Origin of the sequence: Candidatus Manganitrophus noduliformans (genome assembly GCF_012184425.1) — a bacterium.
Taxonomy (GTDB): domain Bacteria; phylum Nitrospirota; class Nitrospiria; order SBBL01; family Manganitrophaceae; genus Manganitrophus; species Manganitrophus noduliformans.
In genome coordinates, this window is the sequence record NZ_VTOW01000001.1 from 657,297 (window position 1) to 672,042 (window position 14,746).

A 14,746-nucleotide genomic window follows, 5' to 3' on the forward strand; every position below is an offset into this window, starting at 1 on the left:
ACCGGGTGAGAAGATCTGAGATCAGAAGACTCGATTGTAGGGTGTGGGGCATCGCGCATCTGGTGTGAAGATCTGGAATCAACAGGCAGCACTTAGCGCGGGCCCCACATCATATAGTGGAGGGGTGGCCGAGTGGCCTAAGGCGGCGGTCTTGAAAACCGTTACCCGAAAGGGTCGTGGGTTCGAATCCTACCCCCTCCGCCAATCTTAAAACTTGAAATGCGCCTCGCGCGCGATTAGAATACGCAGGTCAACTGAGCGACGGGTTCTTCACAGCGCGAGCGCAAGCAGGGAGATAATAAAGCTCGAGGACAGTTATAGAAATAAAGCGAGCAGCCGGCTTTGCCGGTGCGAGCGCGGGCGTGGGGCATCGGAGGACCTTCTCTCTTCCTTTGCCGCACGGGCCCCACATATAAATGGAGAGGTGGCCGAGCGGCTGAAGGCAACGGTTTGCTAAACCGTCATAGGGGCTTAAACCTCTATCCAGGGTTCAAATCCCTGCCTCTCCGCCAAATTCCCCAGGCGCATTTGGGGATGTTGATGAATGAAGGAGTATTATGAAACAGAAAGAGACCGCCCTGCTTCTCATCCTCTTCCTTCTCTTTGCTGCATGCAATAAGAAGGAAGCGAATTACATGGAGGAGGTTTCCGGACCGCCGCCGGCTCCGCAGGCGCAGCAGGTTCAAAGAGGCGACCATCCTTCCACGAATCGACCTTCCGATGTCCCTGATCTGAGCAATGCCGAGATTTTCATCCCCGATTCGGTGAAGGGGAAGTGGAAGGCGGTGAAATTGATGGTCGAAGACAAACAGACCCATCAGATCACCGAGCACACCATCAATTTGGGGGAGGAGTATACCCTTCCCGATTCGACGGTGAAGGTGAAGGTCGGCGAGTTTCTTCCCGATTTGATTATTCAGGGGACGGTGTTTACCTCGGTGAGCAACGAGCTGAAGAATCCCGCCGTCCGCGTCATCATTTCGGAGAACGGCAAAGAGCTGTTCAAGGGATGGCTCTTCTCTCTCTTTCCAACGATGCACCCCTTCCAGCATCCCCGCTTCGCCGTCACCCTCAAGGATGTGGTTTCCGCTTAAGATCGTTCCATCGCGCCCATAGCTCAGCTGGATAGAGCACTTGACTACGAATCAAGGGGTCGGGAGTTCAAATCTCTCTGGGCGCACCATCCTTTTCCTCTTTTACGACTGCACGCACCCGGGTTCCACCCAAAGGAATAATCCGCACCGAATCCTTTAAGAGTCCACTGTAAACGCTTCGACCTTCCTTTCTATCTTGCATCCGTTTTGCCGTTCGTTGACAAGAAGACAATCTATGTTACATTTTCTCTTGGATGTCTTCCTTGATATATCCCAATGAGGTAGAGCATTCCCGGAGGAGAGGTGTCCGAGAAAGAATATAATCCTCCGTAGGTCGATCACGGCCCGCGTTGCCTCGCGTAATCGCTATTTTATTTTCCTGCAAACGAGAAGGTGAGGATGACCCCTATCCCGAACGGCCAGGCCTGTCCGAAATGTGCTCCTCTGCAGACGGAGTGCGAGGCGTTGCGTCAAAAGCTCGATCGAAACAGGGCGGAGCTCGATACCTTCGTTTATCGGGTCTCGCACGATTTGAAGGCCCCGGTCGTTTCCCTTTACGGGATGGCATCGGTCGTCTCCGAAGATTACGGCGAAAAGCTGGGCGAGCAGGGAAAGCACTACCTGAGCCGGCTGATGGCGAACGCGGGGATGATCGAGCGCCTTTTGGCCGATCTGCTTGCCTACTCCAGAGTCGGAAGAAAAGAGGCAAACCCGGAGCGGCTTCAAGCCGATGCCGTCGTCCGGGATGTCTTGGGGAAGTTTTCGAAGGAGATCACGCAAAGAAAGATCCGTGTGGAAATTCACTCGCCGTTGCCGGAGATTTTTTTCGCTCGGACGCAGTTGGAGCAGCTCTTCTCGAATCTGATCGGCAACGCCGTCCGATTTATGGGCGATCAGCCCGATCCGGTGATCGAGATCGGCGCCGTTGCGGCCGATGCAGGCATTACCTTCTACGTCCGGGACAACGGCATCGGAATCGATCCGCAGCATCACCAGATCATTTTCGGCGTCTTCGAACGTCTTAAAGAGATTGAGACGGATGGGACGGGGATGGGTCTTGCGCTTGTCCGGAAGATCCTGGATCTGGCAGGCGGCAATATATGGATCGAGTCAAACAAAGGAGAAGGGGCCGTTTTTTACTTCACGCTGCCCGTCGGTCGATGTTAGGAGAATGGGAAATGGAGCCGATCGAAATTCTATTGGTGGAAGACAATCCCGACCATGCCGAATTGACCCGCCGTTCACTGATGAGCGGAAGCGTGGCGAACAGAGTGGCTTGGGTCAAAGACGGCCAAGAGGCGCTGGATTATCTCTTTAAAAAAGAGCCTTATGCGAACGCCCCCCGGCCCGGGCTGATCCTCCTCGACATCAATCTTCCCAAGGTTAACGGCCTTGAGGTCCTAAAAAAAATAAAAGAGACCGAAGATCTCCGTGTCATTCCGGTCATCATGTTGACGACATCGGATCGAGATGAAGAAGCGCTCAAATGTTACAACTTCGGCGCCAACAGCTTCATCACCAAGCCGGTGAAATTTACTGAATTTTCGGAGAAGGTCAAATCGCTGAAGCTCTATTGGCTGCTGGTCAATCGGCCGCCGAAATCGGACGCGTCGTAAAGAACGGAATATTGGCGGGGTCGTCTTTGGATGGAGAACGGCATGGAGAATGAGCCGGTCAAGATTTTACTTGTGGAAGACAATGTCGATCAAAGGGAGTTGACCCTGCGCGCGTTTCAGAAAAAGGAGCCCGACATCCGCATTACCCCCGTCGAAACCGGTCCGGCCTGCCTGGAGGCGCTGGGGAAAGGGCGTTTCGATGCGGTCATTCTCGACTACAGTCTTCCGATGATGAACGGAATCGAAGTCTTGAGCGAAATTCAGACGAAGGGCTATACCGCTCCGGTGATCATGGTGACCGGACAAGGGGATGAGAAGATTGCGGTAGAGGCGATGAAGCGGGGAGCGTGCGACTACATCATTAAGAGCCAAAACTATCACCAGACCCTCCCCCCCGCGGCCCGCAAAGTCATCGACCAAAACAGGCTGAAACGCCGTCTGGAGAAGAACGCGCAACGGGTTCACCGTCTGTATGAACTTTCCCTCTCTTTGGCGACCGAGCGAAAAACGACGGTTTTAAGCGATACCTTGGTCGAAGGGGCAAAAGAGCTGATGGATGCGGAAGGAGCGCTCCTCTTTCTCATCGATGCGGAACAAGGGGAGATTCTCCAGACCGCCTTTGCCGGCGTGTCGTTCGAGGGTGGGATTCCACAGGGGCCCCTTTCGAAGCTCGGTCTCTTCGGGTTGGCGTGCCAGGAAAAACGACCGATCCTGATCGAAGACCCTCAAAAGCATCCTTTAAAAGGAGCCACCCCGGCGCTCCAAACTCCGCTTCGCCAAATTTTCTCGATTCCGCTCGTCCGCGAGGCCCGAAATTTAGGGGTGTTGAACCTGATCAATCAGAAGCAGGGGAGCTTTTCTTCCGAGGACCGAGATTTCCTATCGACCCTCTGCGTCAATGCCGCCGTGGCCCTGGACAATGCCCGCTTTCTGGAGGAGGTGGAAAAAAGGGCGGCCACCGACAGCCTCACCGGCCTCTACAACCATCGGGAGTTTCAGAAGCGATTGGGTGAGGAGACCGAGCGGGCGAGCCGATATGGGAAAGCGTTTTCGCTGCTGATGCTCGACATTGATCATTTTAAAGTTTTTAACGACACCCATGGCCATCCGGTCGGGGATGCGATCCTGAAAGAAATCGTGAAGGTAATCCAAAAGTGCATCCGTAACGTCGACTTTCCGGCCCGGTATGGAGGAGAGGAGTTTTCAGTCATTCTCCCCGAGACGATCGGCATTCATGCCGCGAAAGTCGCCGAGAGAATCCGAAAAGCGATCGACGACGGCCCCTTCGTCACGCCGACAGGCCATCGGGTCCACCTCTCGATCAGCATCGGGGTTGCATCTTTCCCGGAAGACGGAAGGCGTCGGGAGGAATTGATCCTCTCCGCCGATCAGGCCCTCTACTTCGCGAAAAAAGACGGCCGCAATCGGGTCTGCCGCTACTGCGATACGCTCAAGGCGGCGATCGAGAAGGATCAGAACAAGTTGACCGAGCTTCTGCGCAATCCGGAGATAAAAACCATCCGCGATCTGGCCGCCGTGATCGATGCGAAGAGCCCCTACACGCGGGGTCATTCCGAGGGGGTGATCGAATATGCCCTTCTTCTTGCCGATGCGTTGAACCTCGGCGAGCAGGAAAAGCAAAGCTTGCAGCTCGCGAGCCTCCTTCACAACATCGGCATTGTCAGCATCCCCGACAGCATTCTGAATAAACCGGGCCCCCTCTCGACCGAGGAGCGGAAAATCATTCAAGCCCATCCCGGCCTGGCGCAGATGCTGATCAAAGAATCACACAATCTGGATTCTGTTCTTCCGGCCATTCTCTACCATCACGAACGCTACGACGGCAAAGGTTATCCGAACGGGTTAACAGGAGAGGAGATTCCTTTTCTCGCCCGCGTCCTGGGCGTGGTCGAGGCGTATCATGCGATGATTTCGGTTCGCCCCTACCGACCGAAGATGTCGCATGAGGAGGCGGTCCAAGAGCTCCGGAAGAACGCCGGCACCCAATTTGATCCGGGAGTGGTGAAAACTTTCCTCGAAATCTTGGATAAAAGAAATCCGGCCTGATGTTTTTCGGTAAAAAGAAACGATGGAGAAACGGTTGCAGTAAAATCATCGGGCCGTTTTTGCTCTTCAGCGCGGCGGCCTCGGTCTCGGCGGCCAAAGAGGGGCGTTCGGAGTTGGAGTTCTTTGCGCACGAAGCGCAGACGGTATAACGGCTTCCCGGCGCTTGCAGCCGGTGCGGGAAGCCCCGGTGGCGGTGGAGGTGATCACCGGCGAAGAAGTCCGGACCTCGGGGGCGACGAACCTCTGGGACCTCCTGCGATTTCGCGTCGGAATGGACGTCCTCGATGGCCGGTCGGTCGACGGGAACCGAGCGATTGTTTCGAGGAACGGAGCCGGCCTATCAGATTGCAACCCTCTATGCACTGGGAACCGACCATGCTTTACGTGCGTCGTATTCAGCGGCACCGACGGTCCCTTCTTTGTGGGAAGTCCGGGTCGACCGGCAGTCGGACTTCACCGTGATCATGGAAGGGAACCCCGATTTGAAGCCGTCGAAACTTCACTCCAATGAGATCGGCTATCACGGCGTCTATTTCGACCGGCGTCTCCAGGCCGAAGGGAGCCTCTTTTACATGCAGTCCGACGATCTCACTGCAAGTTTCGTGAAGCAGCAAGGCGCTTTCTTCCCTTTCCCAACCCCCACCACCTTCTCATTCGACAACAGCAGAAAGGCAACGGCGAAAGGGGCTGAGCTGAAGTGGACCTACCGCTTCGCCCCGGCGCGGTGGGTCTATGTCAACTATACCTATGAAACAATCGATGACGATGGATCGACCTTCAGGGGAAAAATCTTGCGAGTCCGAATCATCGCGAGTTCCCCGACTTCCTCGAAATCCCGAAGACGTACTACGGCGTCGTCTCGGTCATCTATTGAGTCATGAGTCGATGAATGAGGCAAACTTCCGGAAAATGGGTTCGAATCACCTGCCTGATCGGTTTTTTCCTCGCCGTTCCCGGAGCGGCGTCTTCTCAAGAGGTCGTGGCGATCCTCAGCGCCGAATGGGGCCCCTATCGCGAGGCGTTTGAGGGATTTCAAGAAGCGTTCGGCCGTCCCGTCCCTTCCATTTCCATCATGGAAGGCCCTCCGCGGATCTCTCTGGAGACCCGCGTTGTCGTCGCCTTCGGGGGGAAGGCGGCGCAATGGGATTATCCCGACAGAGTCGTCCTGATCTACGGCATGGCGCCCGGGACGAAGCTGGGATTGCGGGATCGGAAAGGGCTCTCCGTCGAAGTGAATATCCTCCCGCGGGCCGCGACCGTCCTCGCGAGACTCAAGGAAATGCAGCCGAACCTTAAGCGGCTGGCGGTTCTCTGGTCTTCAGAATCGGTTGAAGCGTACCTCCAGGAGATCCGAAAGGCATCGGAGTCGATCGGGATCGACATTTTGTCGGAACGGTTGAACAGCCCGGTTGATCTTCCCGATCGCCTTCGGAATCTTTTTCGGAAGGCCGATGCCATTTGGCTTCTTCCGGACCCCGTCCTCGTCAGCGCTCAGAATCTTTCCATTTTGAAAGAGTATTCCTGGTCCAACCGGATTCCCTTTTACGCCCCCACGGCGGGATTCGTTCAGCAGGGGGCCACCGCATCGGTATCGAGCAGCTTTCGCGAGGTGGGCCGCGCAGCCGGCCTTGCGGCTCAAGAGGTGCTCTCGGGGGAGTGGACGCTCGAAACGATTTACCCCGGAAAGGCAGAAGTAACGATCAATGTAAAGGCGGCTGAAAAAGCAGGGCTGGATATTCCGAAAGAAGCCCTTCAGAAGGCCGACAGAGTGCTTCCATGACGCTTCGAACGAAGTTTCTGATCTTTATCATCTCCATTGCGCTCCTTTCCGGGGGCGCCAGTATCTTTTTTTCGAAGAGAGGGGTGCATTCCATTCTCGTGGGAGAGGTGGCCAAGCGGGGGATTTTAAAGACCACCGGCCTGCCGGGCGAGATCGCGTCGGCCTTCGAAGAAGAGGATGAAGATCTGCTTCTAGCCTTTTTGCAAGAGGCGATGGAACGAACCGAGGCGCTTTATGCCGTCGCGCTCGATGAACGGGGCCGTGTCTTGGCCCACACCAATGTGGTCGAGAAGGGGAAGGTCTATCAAGATCGTGCGACGCAGGAAGCCCTTCGATCGGAACAGCCGGGATACCGCGAACTTCAGACGGCCGGCCAAACGGTGGTCGATGTCTCATTTCCGGTCTGGTCGGTTCAAACGGCCTCCACGGAGGAAGAGTTTCTTCTGTTCGGCGGGAAAGAGCTGAAGGAGACGACCCGCCTGGGGACGTTGAGATTGGGGCTGTCGATGGCGGAGATGATGGAGACCGAGAAACGGATCACCTTGCAGTTGGCCTGGATCTTGGCGGTGACCGGCTTGATCGCCTTCGGAATTTCCCTGGTGTCGATGAAGAAAGTTCTCCGGCGGGTTCGGATTTTGGTCGAAGGGACGGAGAAGATCGGCCGGGGGGAATATGGGGCGATGGTGCAGGCCTTCTCCAACGATGAATTGGGTGTCCTGGCGCGCAGCTTCAATCAGATGAGTGAAGGGTTGGACCGGGCGCATACGCATTTGGAAAAAGAGGTCAAGCTGCGGACGCAAGAGTTGGAATCGGTCATTTATACCATCTCCCATGACCTGAAGTCGCCGGTGGTCTCCATGCAAGGAATGGCCTCGATTCTCATGGAGGACTATGCCGGGCAACTCGATGAGAAGGGGAAACACTACCTGCAGCGGGTGATCGAGAACGCCAATTACATGGAACAGATGATTATGGATCTGCTGACGCTCTCCCGCGTGGGCGCGCAGAAAGGGTCGGAGCCGGTCGAGGTTCGATCGGTCGTTGAGAGAATTCTCGATATCCATCAAGAGCGCTTTGCGAAGAAGGGGATCGAGATCATTATCCAACCGACATTTCCACGTCTCCTATTCGATCGCGCACAAATTACGGAGTTGTTTCAAAATCTAATCACCAATGCGGCAAAATTTATGGGAGATCAGCCCTGTCCGCGAATTGAGATCGGCGGGAGGGAGAGCGGCGAGTGGGTGGAGCTTTATGTGAAGGACAATGGGATCGGAATTGACCCAGAGTACCATGACAGGATTTTCGGCGTTTTCCAACGGCTGAAGGATGTGGAGGTGGAAGGAACCGGGGTCGGGCTGTCGATCGTAAAAAAGATCGTCGATCTTGCTCACGGCACGATCTGGATCGAATCGAGAAAGGGCGAAGGAACGACATTTTTTATTCGATTTCCGAAAGCGGAGGAAGCTTAGGAGGAGTACAATATTCCATGTAGCATTGGAAGTAAACCCCGCGATGATGCAGTCATCATCCCTTATTTCCCGGCGTAGGTTCAATCGATCGGCCTGGTTTTGGCATCATTTTTCTTGACAATCATCGAAAACTGGGTAATAATTGCGTTCACTCTTCACCATCGGCTCTGCCCCCAGAGAGCTCCTCACGTTCTGGGGGTTTTTTAATTTAACACTGTTTTGGATTGATCCGTCGGGATTCCATCCGGTCGGAAAGGAGAACTGTTTGATCAAAGTCTACGAGAACCAGATCGAGAAAGCATTAAAAGCCCTGAAACGGCAATTGGCCAAAGAGGGTCTTTTAAAAGAACTCAAGCGCAGAAGCTTCTACGAAAAACCCTCCGTCAAAAGAAAGAGAAAGCAGAAAGAGGCGAGGAAAAAACGGCTGAAGGCGCAACGTCTCTCCTCCACGATGAATCCATAAAACCTCTCTTTCTCTTCACGTCAAAAGGGAAAGCCCGGTCGCATCCCTCTCAGAGAATCATCATTCGAAGAGAACACGGGACTCTCTAATCCACTCGGCAGGCCGATCCCTTATCGCCGACTTTGTGCGCTCGACAAACCATCCTCCGGGCGCCATCTTCCAACTTGACCTCCGTGAGACGACCTGTTAAAATCTCAACGGTTTGGAGGCAGGCGTGGAGCGACGAAATCAAGAGCGGCGGCAGATGACGCGCGGCTACGGCCCCGATCGTCGGACGCAGGTTTTTCCCATCGCCGGTTTGGACCGCCGTCACGATCAACGGCGGATCAAAGATCGGCGCCAGGTCGAGCGCCGGAGAGCAGACCTTCCTACCCTTTATTCCCTCGACGAAAGCACCCTCAATAATTTATGAAAGTAAATGAAATCTTCAAGAGCATTCAGGGAGAATCGACCTATGCCGGACTCCCCTGTGTGTTCGTGCGAACCGCCTTTTGCAATCTTCGGTGCGGCTGGTGCGACACGACTTATGCTTTCTATGAAGGAGCGGATCGGTCCGTTGAATCGGTTCTCCAAGAAGTCCGCGGTCACGCGTGCCGCCTGGTCGAAGTCACCGGAGGAGAGCCGCTGCTTCAGGAAGAGGTCTATCCCCTCGTGACCCGGCTGCTCGATGAAGGGTACGTTGTCTTAATCGAGACCAGCGGAAGCATTCCGATCGATCGGGTCGATCCTCGCGCCGTGATCGTCATGGATATCAAATGCCCCGGCAGCAAGATGAGCCATGCCGTCCATTGGGAGAACCTGGGCCGGTTAAAAAAAGGGGATGAAGTCAAATTCGTCATTGCCGATCGGGCCGATTATGATTGGGCCAAGGAGGTCTTGTCGCAACATCCCCGTTTGTTCGATCACCCCGTTCTTTTTTCCCCCGTCTTCAATCAAATGGATTCGCGGCAGCTGGCCGAGTGGATCCTGGAAGAGAAACTCCCGGTTCGATTTCAATTGCAATTGCACAAATACATCTGGGACCCGGCGATGCGGGGGGTCTAAAATAGGGAGCGTGAATGGAATTTAAGGTTCAAAGGGGACCCCTCACGAAGCAAACCACGGAGATCCTTGTCCTCGGTCATTATGAAGGAGAGGGGCTCCTGCCCGAGGTGATGTCGATTGATAAAGCCATCGGCGGAAAGATCCGAGAGGTCCTCTCCACAGAGGAGTTCGGCGGGAAATTTCTTCAGACGCTCCTGGTCCGAACCGATCGAAAGATCGCGTCGCCGCGGCTTCTTCTGTTGGGGCTCGGCAAGCGGGCCGAGGCGACCCTTGATCGGATCCGTCAAGCGATGGGACGGGCGGCCACGCAGATTCGCGAGATGGGCTTCCGCCAGTTCGCGACCCAGATTCACGGCAAGGGACTTCCCAGAACGTCGGTCCAGGATCTGGCGCAGGCGATGGTGGAGGGGGTGGTATTGGGGCTGTATCAGTTCCAGGTTTACAAAACCGACCGGCAGATCCCGCCGAAGGAGGTCCGGGAATGCGCCCTGATCGAGCCGGACGACAAAAAGGTCGTCGAGGTCCAGATGGGGGCCCTCCGGGGGAAGTTGATTGCCGAGGCGGCCAATTACGTCCGGGATCTCTGCAACACCCCTTCGAATGTCGTCACGCCGAGCCGCCTGGCGGAGGAGGCGAAGAAGATCGCCTCCGATTACCACCTTCGCTTGGAGGTGCTCGAGCGCGCCGACATGGAACGGCTCGGGATGGGGGCCCTCCTCGGCGTCGCCCGCGGGACGGTCGAGCCGCCGAAGTTCATCGTTTTGGAGTACGACGGCGCCAAGAAAAAAGGACGCCCGGTCGCCCTCATCGGCAAGTCGGTCACATTCGATTCCGGCGGCATTTCGCTGAAGCCGGCGGAGAACATGGAGCAGATGAAATACGATATGAGCGGCGGCGCCACCGTCCTTGGGACGATGCGGGTCGCCGCCCAGCTGAAGCTTCCCCTCAACATCATCGGCGTTCTCCCGGCCACCGACAACATGCCGAGCGGGACCGCCATGCATCCGGGCGACGTCCTCACGACCCTCTCCGGAAAGACGGTGGAGGTGATCAATACCGATGCCGAAGGGCGTCTCTGTCTCGCCGATGCGCTCGCTTATGCTAAGCGCTACGAGCCGGCGGCGATGATCGATCTGGCCACCCTGACCGGCGCCTGCGTCATTGCCCTCGGCCATCATGCGATGGCCCTCTTCGGAAATGATCCGAAGCTGACCGCCCAAATTCAGAAAGCAAGCGACGAGACCGGAGAGCGGGTCTGGGAGATGCCGCTCTGGGAGGAGTATCACGATCAGATCAAGAGCGAGATCGCCGACCTGAAAAATACCGGCGGCCGTCCCGGCGGAAGCATCACCGCCGCCCTCTTCCTGAAGCAGTTCGTCGGGGAGACGCCGTGGGTTCATCTCGATATCGCCGGAACCTCGTGGAACGGCGAGAAGCCGCGCCCCTATATTCCCAAAGGATCGACCGGAACCGGCCTTCGCCTGTTGGTCCAGTATCTGGCGAACCTCGCCAAGCAGCAGAAAAGAAGTAGGGGCGCAATTTAATTGTGCCTCGGGGCGGGCGGGATCAATCACGCCCCTTACACCATTTTACCAGCGGGGGAGGACTCATATGAAAGTGACCCATAAGATCGGCCAACTCCTGATGGTGGGGTTTGATGGAACCGCCCCTTCCGCAGGGGTGGAGGAATTGATTCGAAAACACCACATCGGCGGCGTCATTCTCTTCTCCCGGAACATCAAAGATCCGGCCCAATGCGCCAAGCTGACCGAATCGTTACAGAAGGCGGCGCCCGATGCGCCCCTCTTCATCTCCGTCGATCAAGAAGGAGGCCGGGTTTCGCGCCTCGCCCCCCCCTTCACCCAGTTTCCGCCGGCGCGGACGCTCGGCCACTGCGACTCGGTCGATCTCACTTACAGTTGCGCGGAAGCGATGGCGAAGGAGCTGGCGGCGGTCGGCATCAATATGAATTTCGCTCCGGTGCTTGATGTCGATACCAATCCGAAGAACCCGATCATCGGAGACCGCGCCTTCGGGGCCAGCCCGACCCTTGTCTCGAAACATGGGCTTGCGACGATCGCCGCCCTGCACGATCAGCGGGTGATCGCCTGCGGCAAACACTTCCCCGGCCACGGGGATACCGCCGCCGACTCGCACAAGACCCTGCCGCGCGTCGACCATTCTCTCCACCGGATGGCCGATTTGGAGCTGAAGCCGTTTATTCATGCGGTCGAAAACCGTCTCCATGCCGTCATGACGGCCCACGTCCTCTACACGAAGCTAGACGAAAAATACCCCGCTTCCCTTTCTAAAAAGATCATCTCTCAACTGCTCCGCAAAACGATTCAGTTCGAGGGGCTCGTGGTGACCGACGATCTGGAGATGAAGGGGATCACCGACGGTTTCACCGTCCCCGAAGCGGCGGTGAGGGCGGTCCAGGCGGGATCGGATTTGATTTTGGTCTGTCATTCGCTCGATCAGCAGAAAGCGGTCCTCGAGGCATTGATTCACGCCGTGGAGAAGGGGACGATTACCCAGGAGCGCCTCAACCAGTCGCTGAGTCGCATCCTCAGCCTGAAAGAGCGGTTCCTTCTTCCCCATCAGGCGCCGCAGCCGAAGAAGATCAAGCAGGTCGTCGGCTGCGAGGCGCATCGATCCTTGGTCGAGGAGATCGAGAAGAGAAGCGAAACGATGCCGGTCCGCGGGGTGAAGAGATAAGACTTATTCTTTGCCTGTCCGCTTTTAGGATGTCTTCAGTTTCCATCCAATCGGATCATGCTGCTTTGGAACGGAAACCTGGGCCCGCAATATTGACCCCCCCCCATGGATTGTCGTGGAACTGATTCAGACTTTCATCGATCTCTTCCTCCACCTTGATCAACATCTTACCTGGGTCTTCGAGAACTACGGCCTCTGGACCTATCTCATTCTCTTTTTAATTATTTTTTGCGAGACCGGTTTGGTGGTGACCCCTTTTCTTCCGGGCGACTCCCTCCTCTTCGGGGTCGGTGCCCTCGCCGCCGGGAGTTCGCTGAATGTCGGGTGGCTCTTCATCCTTCTGAGTATTGCGGCGATTGTCGGGGATGCGGTGAACTACTGGATCGGCTACAAGATCGGTTCCAAGCTCCTTCAGAGAGAAGACAGCCGATTCATCAAAAAGGAATATATCGATCGAACGCACCGGTTTTATGAGAAATACGGCGGCAAGACGATTATTTTCGCCCGATTCGTCCCGATCATCCGGACCTTCGCCCCCTTCGTCGCGGGGATCGGCCGGATGCGCTACTGGCACTTCGCCGTATACAACGTCGTCGGCGGGCTGGTTTGGATCAGCTCGTTTTTATATGCGGGGTACTTCTTCGGAAACATTCCGGTGGTGAAGAAGAACTTCACCCTGGTGATTCTCGGCATCATCGTGGTCTCGATTTTACCCGGGGTCATCGAGTTGGTTCGGGCGCGGCGCGCTCGGGCGGTCTAGGTTTATCCCCTCAATCCGGTCCCGGCACGACCCTGTTGCCTTCTCCCTCAATATAAGGCTCCCGAAGCTTGACCGGCGCCGCGGCGCGTCCCCGCATCTTTAAGTTCAGCATCTCGACAAAAACGGAGAAAGCCATGGCGAAATAAATGTACCCTTTGGGGAAGTGTTGATCGAGCCCTTCGGCGACCAGCGTCACCCCGATCAAGAGAAGAAAGCTTAAGGCGAGCATCTTCACGGTCGGATGGCGGTGGACGAAATCGCTGATCGCGCCCGCGAAGCAGATCATGAAGACGACGGCGATCATCACCGCGACGATCATAATCGAGATCCGATCGACCATCCCGACCGCCGTGATCACCGAGTCGAGCGAGAAGACGATGTCGAGCAAAAGAATTTGAACAATCACGCTGGCGAATGAGGCGGCCGCTTTGGACGAAGCGCGCCCCTCCTCCCCCTCCAGCTTCTCATGAATTTCGTGCGTGCTCTTGGCGAGAAGGAAGAGGCCGCCGGCCAGCAGGATGACATCGCGTCCCGAAATCTCGTTGGAAAAGATCGTCACGATCGGAGCGGTCAGGCGCATGATCCAGGAAAGAGAGAAGAGAAGCCCGACCCGGGTGATCATCGCCAGCATCAAGCCGATGGTGCGGGCTTTGGGCTGCTCGCTCTCGGGGAGCTTTCCGGCGAGGATGGAGATAAAGATGATGTTGTCGATCCCGAGGACGATCTCCAGCGCCGTAAGGGTCGTTAAAGCAATCCACGCCTGAGGATCAGCGAGCCAGTCCACAGATGAGAGCCTCCGTAATAAAAAGTGGTTCGATAGAGTTGTTTTCTAAGCCGGGAATTTATAATATGAAACCGAGCGTAAGTCAATCGTCCGGTGTTGACTGAAATCGGAAATGAGACGATACAGAGAACGGTTGTCGGACGGGAGGGAGCGATCATGTCGGAGCGGGTTGCGGTAATCGCGGGGGGGGCGAAGGGGATCGGTCGCGCCGTCGGGCTCGATCTCGCCGAGCGGGGATGGTCGGTGGCGCTCTGTTATCGGACGAGCGAGAAGGAGGGGAGCGAGACGGCGGAGGCGATCCGGAAGAAGGGGGCGCGGGCCCTTTCGGTCCGGGCCGATGTCTCCGATCCGAAAGCGGCCGAGGCCTTTGTAAAACAGGTCGAAGGGGAGTGGGGGCGGATCGATGCCCTCATCAACGCGGCGGGCCCCTACCATCGGGTGAATCTCCTGGAGGAGACGATCGAGGGATGGCATGCCATGTTCGATCACAATCTTCATCCTCTCTTTTATCTCAGCCGGCTGGTCGCCCCCGGGATGAGGGAACGCCGGTGGGGACGGATCGTCAGCTTCAGCATGGCGAACGCCGACCAGATGATCGGTCAGCCGCAGATCACGGGGCACTACATCGCCAAGGTCGGCGTTTTGATACTGACCCGATCTCTTGCGAAGCTTTTGGCGCCGCATGGGATCACCGTCAACGCGATCTCCCCCGGCTTCATCCGATCGGGGAGCGCCCCGGAGTCGGAGATGGCCGGGATGATCAAAAATATTCCGGCCGGCTACGTCGGGGAGCTCTCCGACGCGGTGTCGGTCGCCCGTTTCCTCCTCTCCGACGAAGCCCGCTATGTGACCGGGGGAAATATCCATCTGAGCGGGGGATGGGGAGTATAAAGGAAATGCGGGGTGCGGATTTCGGATGGGGAGTTAAAATATAAAGATGAAAGAATA

The 14,746-nt window shown here is 56.4% G+C and carries 16 protein-coding genes and 3 tRNA genes; 18 read left to right on the forward strand and 1 reads right to left on the reverse strand.

Going from position 1 to position 14,746, the window contains the following annotated elements; genetic code table 11:
• Nucleotides 1-118 precede the first annotated feature (118 nt).
• From MNODULE_RS03140 to MNODULE_RS03220, 17 genes are all read left to right on the forward strand, one after another.
• Nucleotides 119-204, forward strand: a tRNA-Ser gene (locus MNODULE_RS03140).
• A 214-nt stretch (nucleotides 205-418) separates the two neighbouring features.
• Nucleotides 419-512: transfer RNA gene (locus MNODULE_RS03145), tRNA-Ser, on the forward strand.
• Between the two features lie 45 nt (nucleotides 513-557).
• Nucleotides 558-1,094, forward strand: a complete 537-nt coding sequence (locus MNODULE_RS03150; RefSeq protein ID WP_168058024.1) for a DUF2155 domain-containing protein — start codon at nucleotides 558-560, stop codon at nucleotides 1,092-1,094.
• Nucleotides 1,095-1,106: 12 nt separating this feature from the next.
• Nucleotides 1,107-1,183 (forward strand) — tRNA-Arg (locus tag MNODULE_RS03155).
• A gap of 310 nt (nucleotides 1,184-1,493) precedes the next feature.
• Nucleotides 1,494-2,261, forward strand: coding sequence for a sensor histidine kinase (locus MNODULE_RS03160; RefSeq protein WP_168058025.1), 768 nt, complete (start codon nucleotides 1,494-1,496; stop codon nucleotides 2,259-2,261).
• An 11-nt stretch (nucleotides 2,262-2,272) separates the two neighbouring features.
• Nucleotides 2,273-2,710: a response regulator gene (locus tag MNODULE_RS03165; protein WP_238339195.1), complete on the forward strand. Its 438-nt coding sequence runs from the start codon at nucleotides 2,273-2,275 to the stop codon at nucleotides 2,708-2,710.
• A gap of 42 nt (nucleotides 2,711-2,752) precedes the next feature.
• Nucleotides 2,753-4,777 carry a diguanylate cyclase gene (locus tag MNODULE_RS03170; RefSeq protein WP_168058027.1) on the forward strand — a complete coding sequence of 675 codons (2,025 nt, stop codon included), beginning with the start codon at nucleotides 2,753-2,755 and terminating at the stop codon, nucleotides 4,775-4,777.
• On the forward strand, nucleotides 4,777-4,926 hold the full coding sequence (locus MNODULE_RS03175; protein WP_168058028.1) for a hypothetical protein: 150 nt from the start codon (nucleotides 4,777-4,779) through the stop codon (nucleotides 4,924-4,926). The genes MNODULE_RS03170 and MNODULE_RS03175 overlap by 1 nt, the downstream gene beginning before the upstream one ends.
• 135 nt (nucleotides 4,927-5,061) lie before the next feature.
• Entirely contained in the window at nucleotides 5,062-5,658 is a 597-nt protein-coding gene (locus tag MNODULE_RS03180; protein WP_168058029.1) for a TonB-dependent receptor domain-containing protein, read from the forward strand.
• Nucleotides 5,659-5,666: 8 nt separating this feature from the next.
• Nucleotides 5,667-6,557 (forward strand): ABC transporter substrate-binding protein, encoded by an 891-nt coding sequence (locus MNODULE_RS03185; protein ID WP_168058030.1) that lies wholly within the window; start codon nucleotides 5,667-5,669, stop codon nucleotides 6,555-6,557.
• The gene (locus tag MNODULE_RS03190) at nucleotides 6,554-8,029 is read left to right on the forward strand and encodes a sensor histidine kinase (protein ID WP_168058031.1); all 1,476 of its coding nucleotides are present in this window, start codon (nucleotides 6,554-6,556) and stop codon (nucleotides 8,027-8,029) included. Before MNODULE_RS03185 ends, MNODULE_RS03190 begins: the two co-directional genes overlap by 4 nt.
• Before the next feature lie 265 nt (nucleotides 8,030-8,294).
• On the forward strand, nucleotides 8,295-8,492 hold the full coding sequence (rpsU, locus tag MNODULE_RS03195; protein WP_168058032.1) for a 30S ribosomal protein S21: 198 nt from the start codon (nucleotides 8,295-8,297) through the stop codon (nucleotides 8,490-8,492).
• A gap of 214 nt (nucleotides 8,493-8,706) precedes the next feature.
• Nucleotides 8,707-8,904 carry a hypothetical protein gene (locus MNODULE_RS03200; protein ID WP_168058033.1) on the forward strand — a complete coding sequence of 66 codons (198 nt, stop codon included), beginning with the start codon at nucleotides 8,707-8,709 and terminating at the stop codon, nucleotides 8,902-8,904.
• A complete protein-coding gene (locus tag MNODULE_RS03205) occupies nucleotides 8,901-9,536 on the forward strand; it encodes a radical SAM protein (protein WP_168058034.1) in 636 nt (211 codons plus the stop codon). The genes MNODULE_RS03200 and MNODULE_RS03205 overlap by 4 nt, the downstream gene beginning before the upstream one ends.
• A gap of 14 nt (nucleotides 9,537-9,550) precedes the next feature.
• Nucleotides 9,551-11,080 carry a leucyl aminopeptidase gene (locus MNODULE_RS03210; protein WP_168058035.1) on the forward strand — a complete coding sequence of 510 codons (1,530 nt, stop codon included), beginning with the start codon at nucleotides 9,551-9,553 and terminating at the stop codon, nucleotides 11,078-11,080.
• A 67-nt stretch (nucleotides 11,081-11,147) separates the two neighbouring features.
• Nucleotides 11,148-12,254, forward strand: a complete 1,107-nt coding sequence (gene nagZ / locus MNODULE_RS03215; RefSeq protein WP_168058036.1) for a beta-N-acetylhexosaminidase — start codon at nucleotides 11,148-11,150, stop codon at nucleotides 12,252-12,254.
• Nucleotides 12,255-12,369: 115 nt separating this feature from the next.
• Complete coding sequence (locus tag MNODULE_RS03220; protein ID WP_168058037.1) at nucleotides 12,370-13,014, forward strand: DedA family protein; 645 nt, start codon at nucleotides 12,370-12,372, stop codon at nucleotides 13,012-13,014.
• A gap of 10 nt (nucleotides 13,015-13,024) precedes the next feature.
• On the opposite strand, the gene MNODULE_RS03225 is transcribed toward MNODULE_RS03220, so the two are convergent.
• On the reverse strand, nucleotides 13,025-13,798 hold the full coding sequence (locus tag MNODULE_RS03225) for a TerC family protein (RefSeq protein ID WP_168058038.1): 774 nt from the start codon (nucleotides 13,796-13,798) through the stop codon (nucleotides 13,025-13,027).
• Between the two features lie 156 nt (nucleotides 13,799-13,954).
• Between MNODULE_RS03225 and MNODULE_RS03230 the strand changes: the two genes are divergently transcribed.
• Complete coding sequence (locus MNODULE_RS03230; RefSeq protein ID WP_168058039.1) at nucleotides 13,955-14,689, forward strand: SDR family NAD(P)-dependent oxidoreductase; 735 nt, start codon at nucleotides 13,955-13,957, stop codon at nucleotides 14,687-14,689.
• Nucleotides 14,690-14,746 lie beyond the last annotated feature (57 nt).

Coding starts and splice junctions, on each gene's coding strand:
- MNODULE_RS03175 (WP_168058028.1), top strand. CDS start 4,777: ATGTTTTTCGGTAAAAAGAAACGATGGAGAAACGGTTGCAGTAAAATC.
- MNODULE_RS03190 (WP_168058031.1), top strand. CDS start 6,554: ATGACGCTTCGAACGAAGTTTCTGATCTTTATCATCTCCATTGCGCTC.
- nagZ (WP_168058036.1), top strand. CDS start 11,148: ATGAAAGTGACCCATAAGATCGGCCAACTCCTGATGGTGGGGTTTGAT.
- MNODULE_RS03230 (WP_168058039.1), top strand. CDS start 13,955: ATGTCGGAGCGGGTTGCGGTAATCGCGGGGGGGGCGAAGGGGATCGGT.
- MNODULE_RS03205 (WP_168058034.1), top strand. CDS start 8,901: ATGAAAGTAAATGAAATCTTCAAGAGCATTCAGGGAGAATCGACCTAT.
- MNODULE_RS03185 (WP_168058030.1), top strand. CDS start 5,667: ATGAGGCAAACTTCCGGAAAATGGGTTCGAATCACCTGCCTGATCGGT.
- MNODULE_RS03170 (WP_168058027.1), top strand. CDS start 2,753: ATGGAGAATGAGCCGGTCAAGATTTTACTTGTGGAAGACAATGTCGAT.
- MNODULE_RS03160 (WP_168058025.1), top strand. CDS start 1,494: ATGACCCCTATCCCGAACGGCCAGGCCTGTCCGAAATGTGCTCCTCTG.
- MNODULE_RS03180 (WP_168058029.1), top strand. CDS start 5,062: ATGGCCGGTCGGTCGACGGGAACCGAGCGATTGTTTCGAGGAACGGAG.
- MNODULE_RS03165 (WP_238339195.1), top strand. CDS start 2,273: ATGGAGCCGATCGAAATTCTATTGGTGGAAGACAATCCCGACCATGCC.
- MNODULE_RS03210 (WP_168058035.1), top strand. CDS start 9,551: ATGGAATTTAAGGTTCAAAGGGGACCCCTCACGAAGCAAACCACGGAG.
- MNODULE_RS03150 (WP_168058024.1), top strand. CDS start 558: ATGAAACAGAAAGAGACCGCCCTGCTTCTCATCCTCTTCCTTCTCTTT.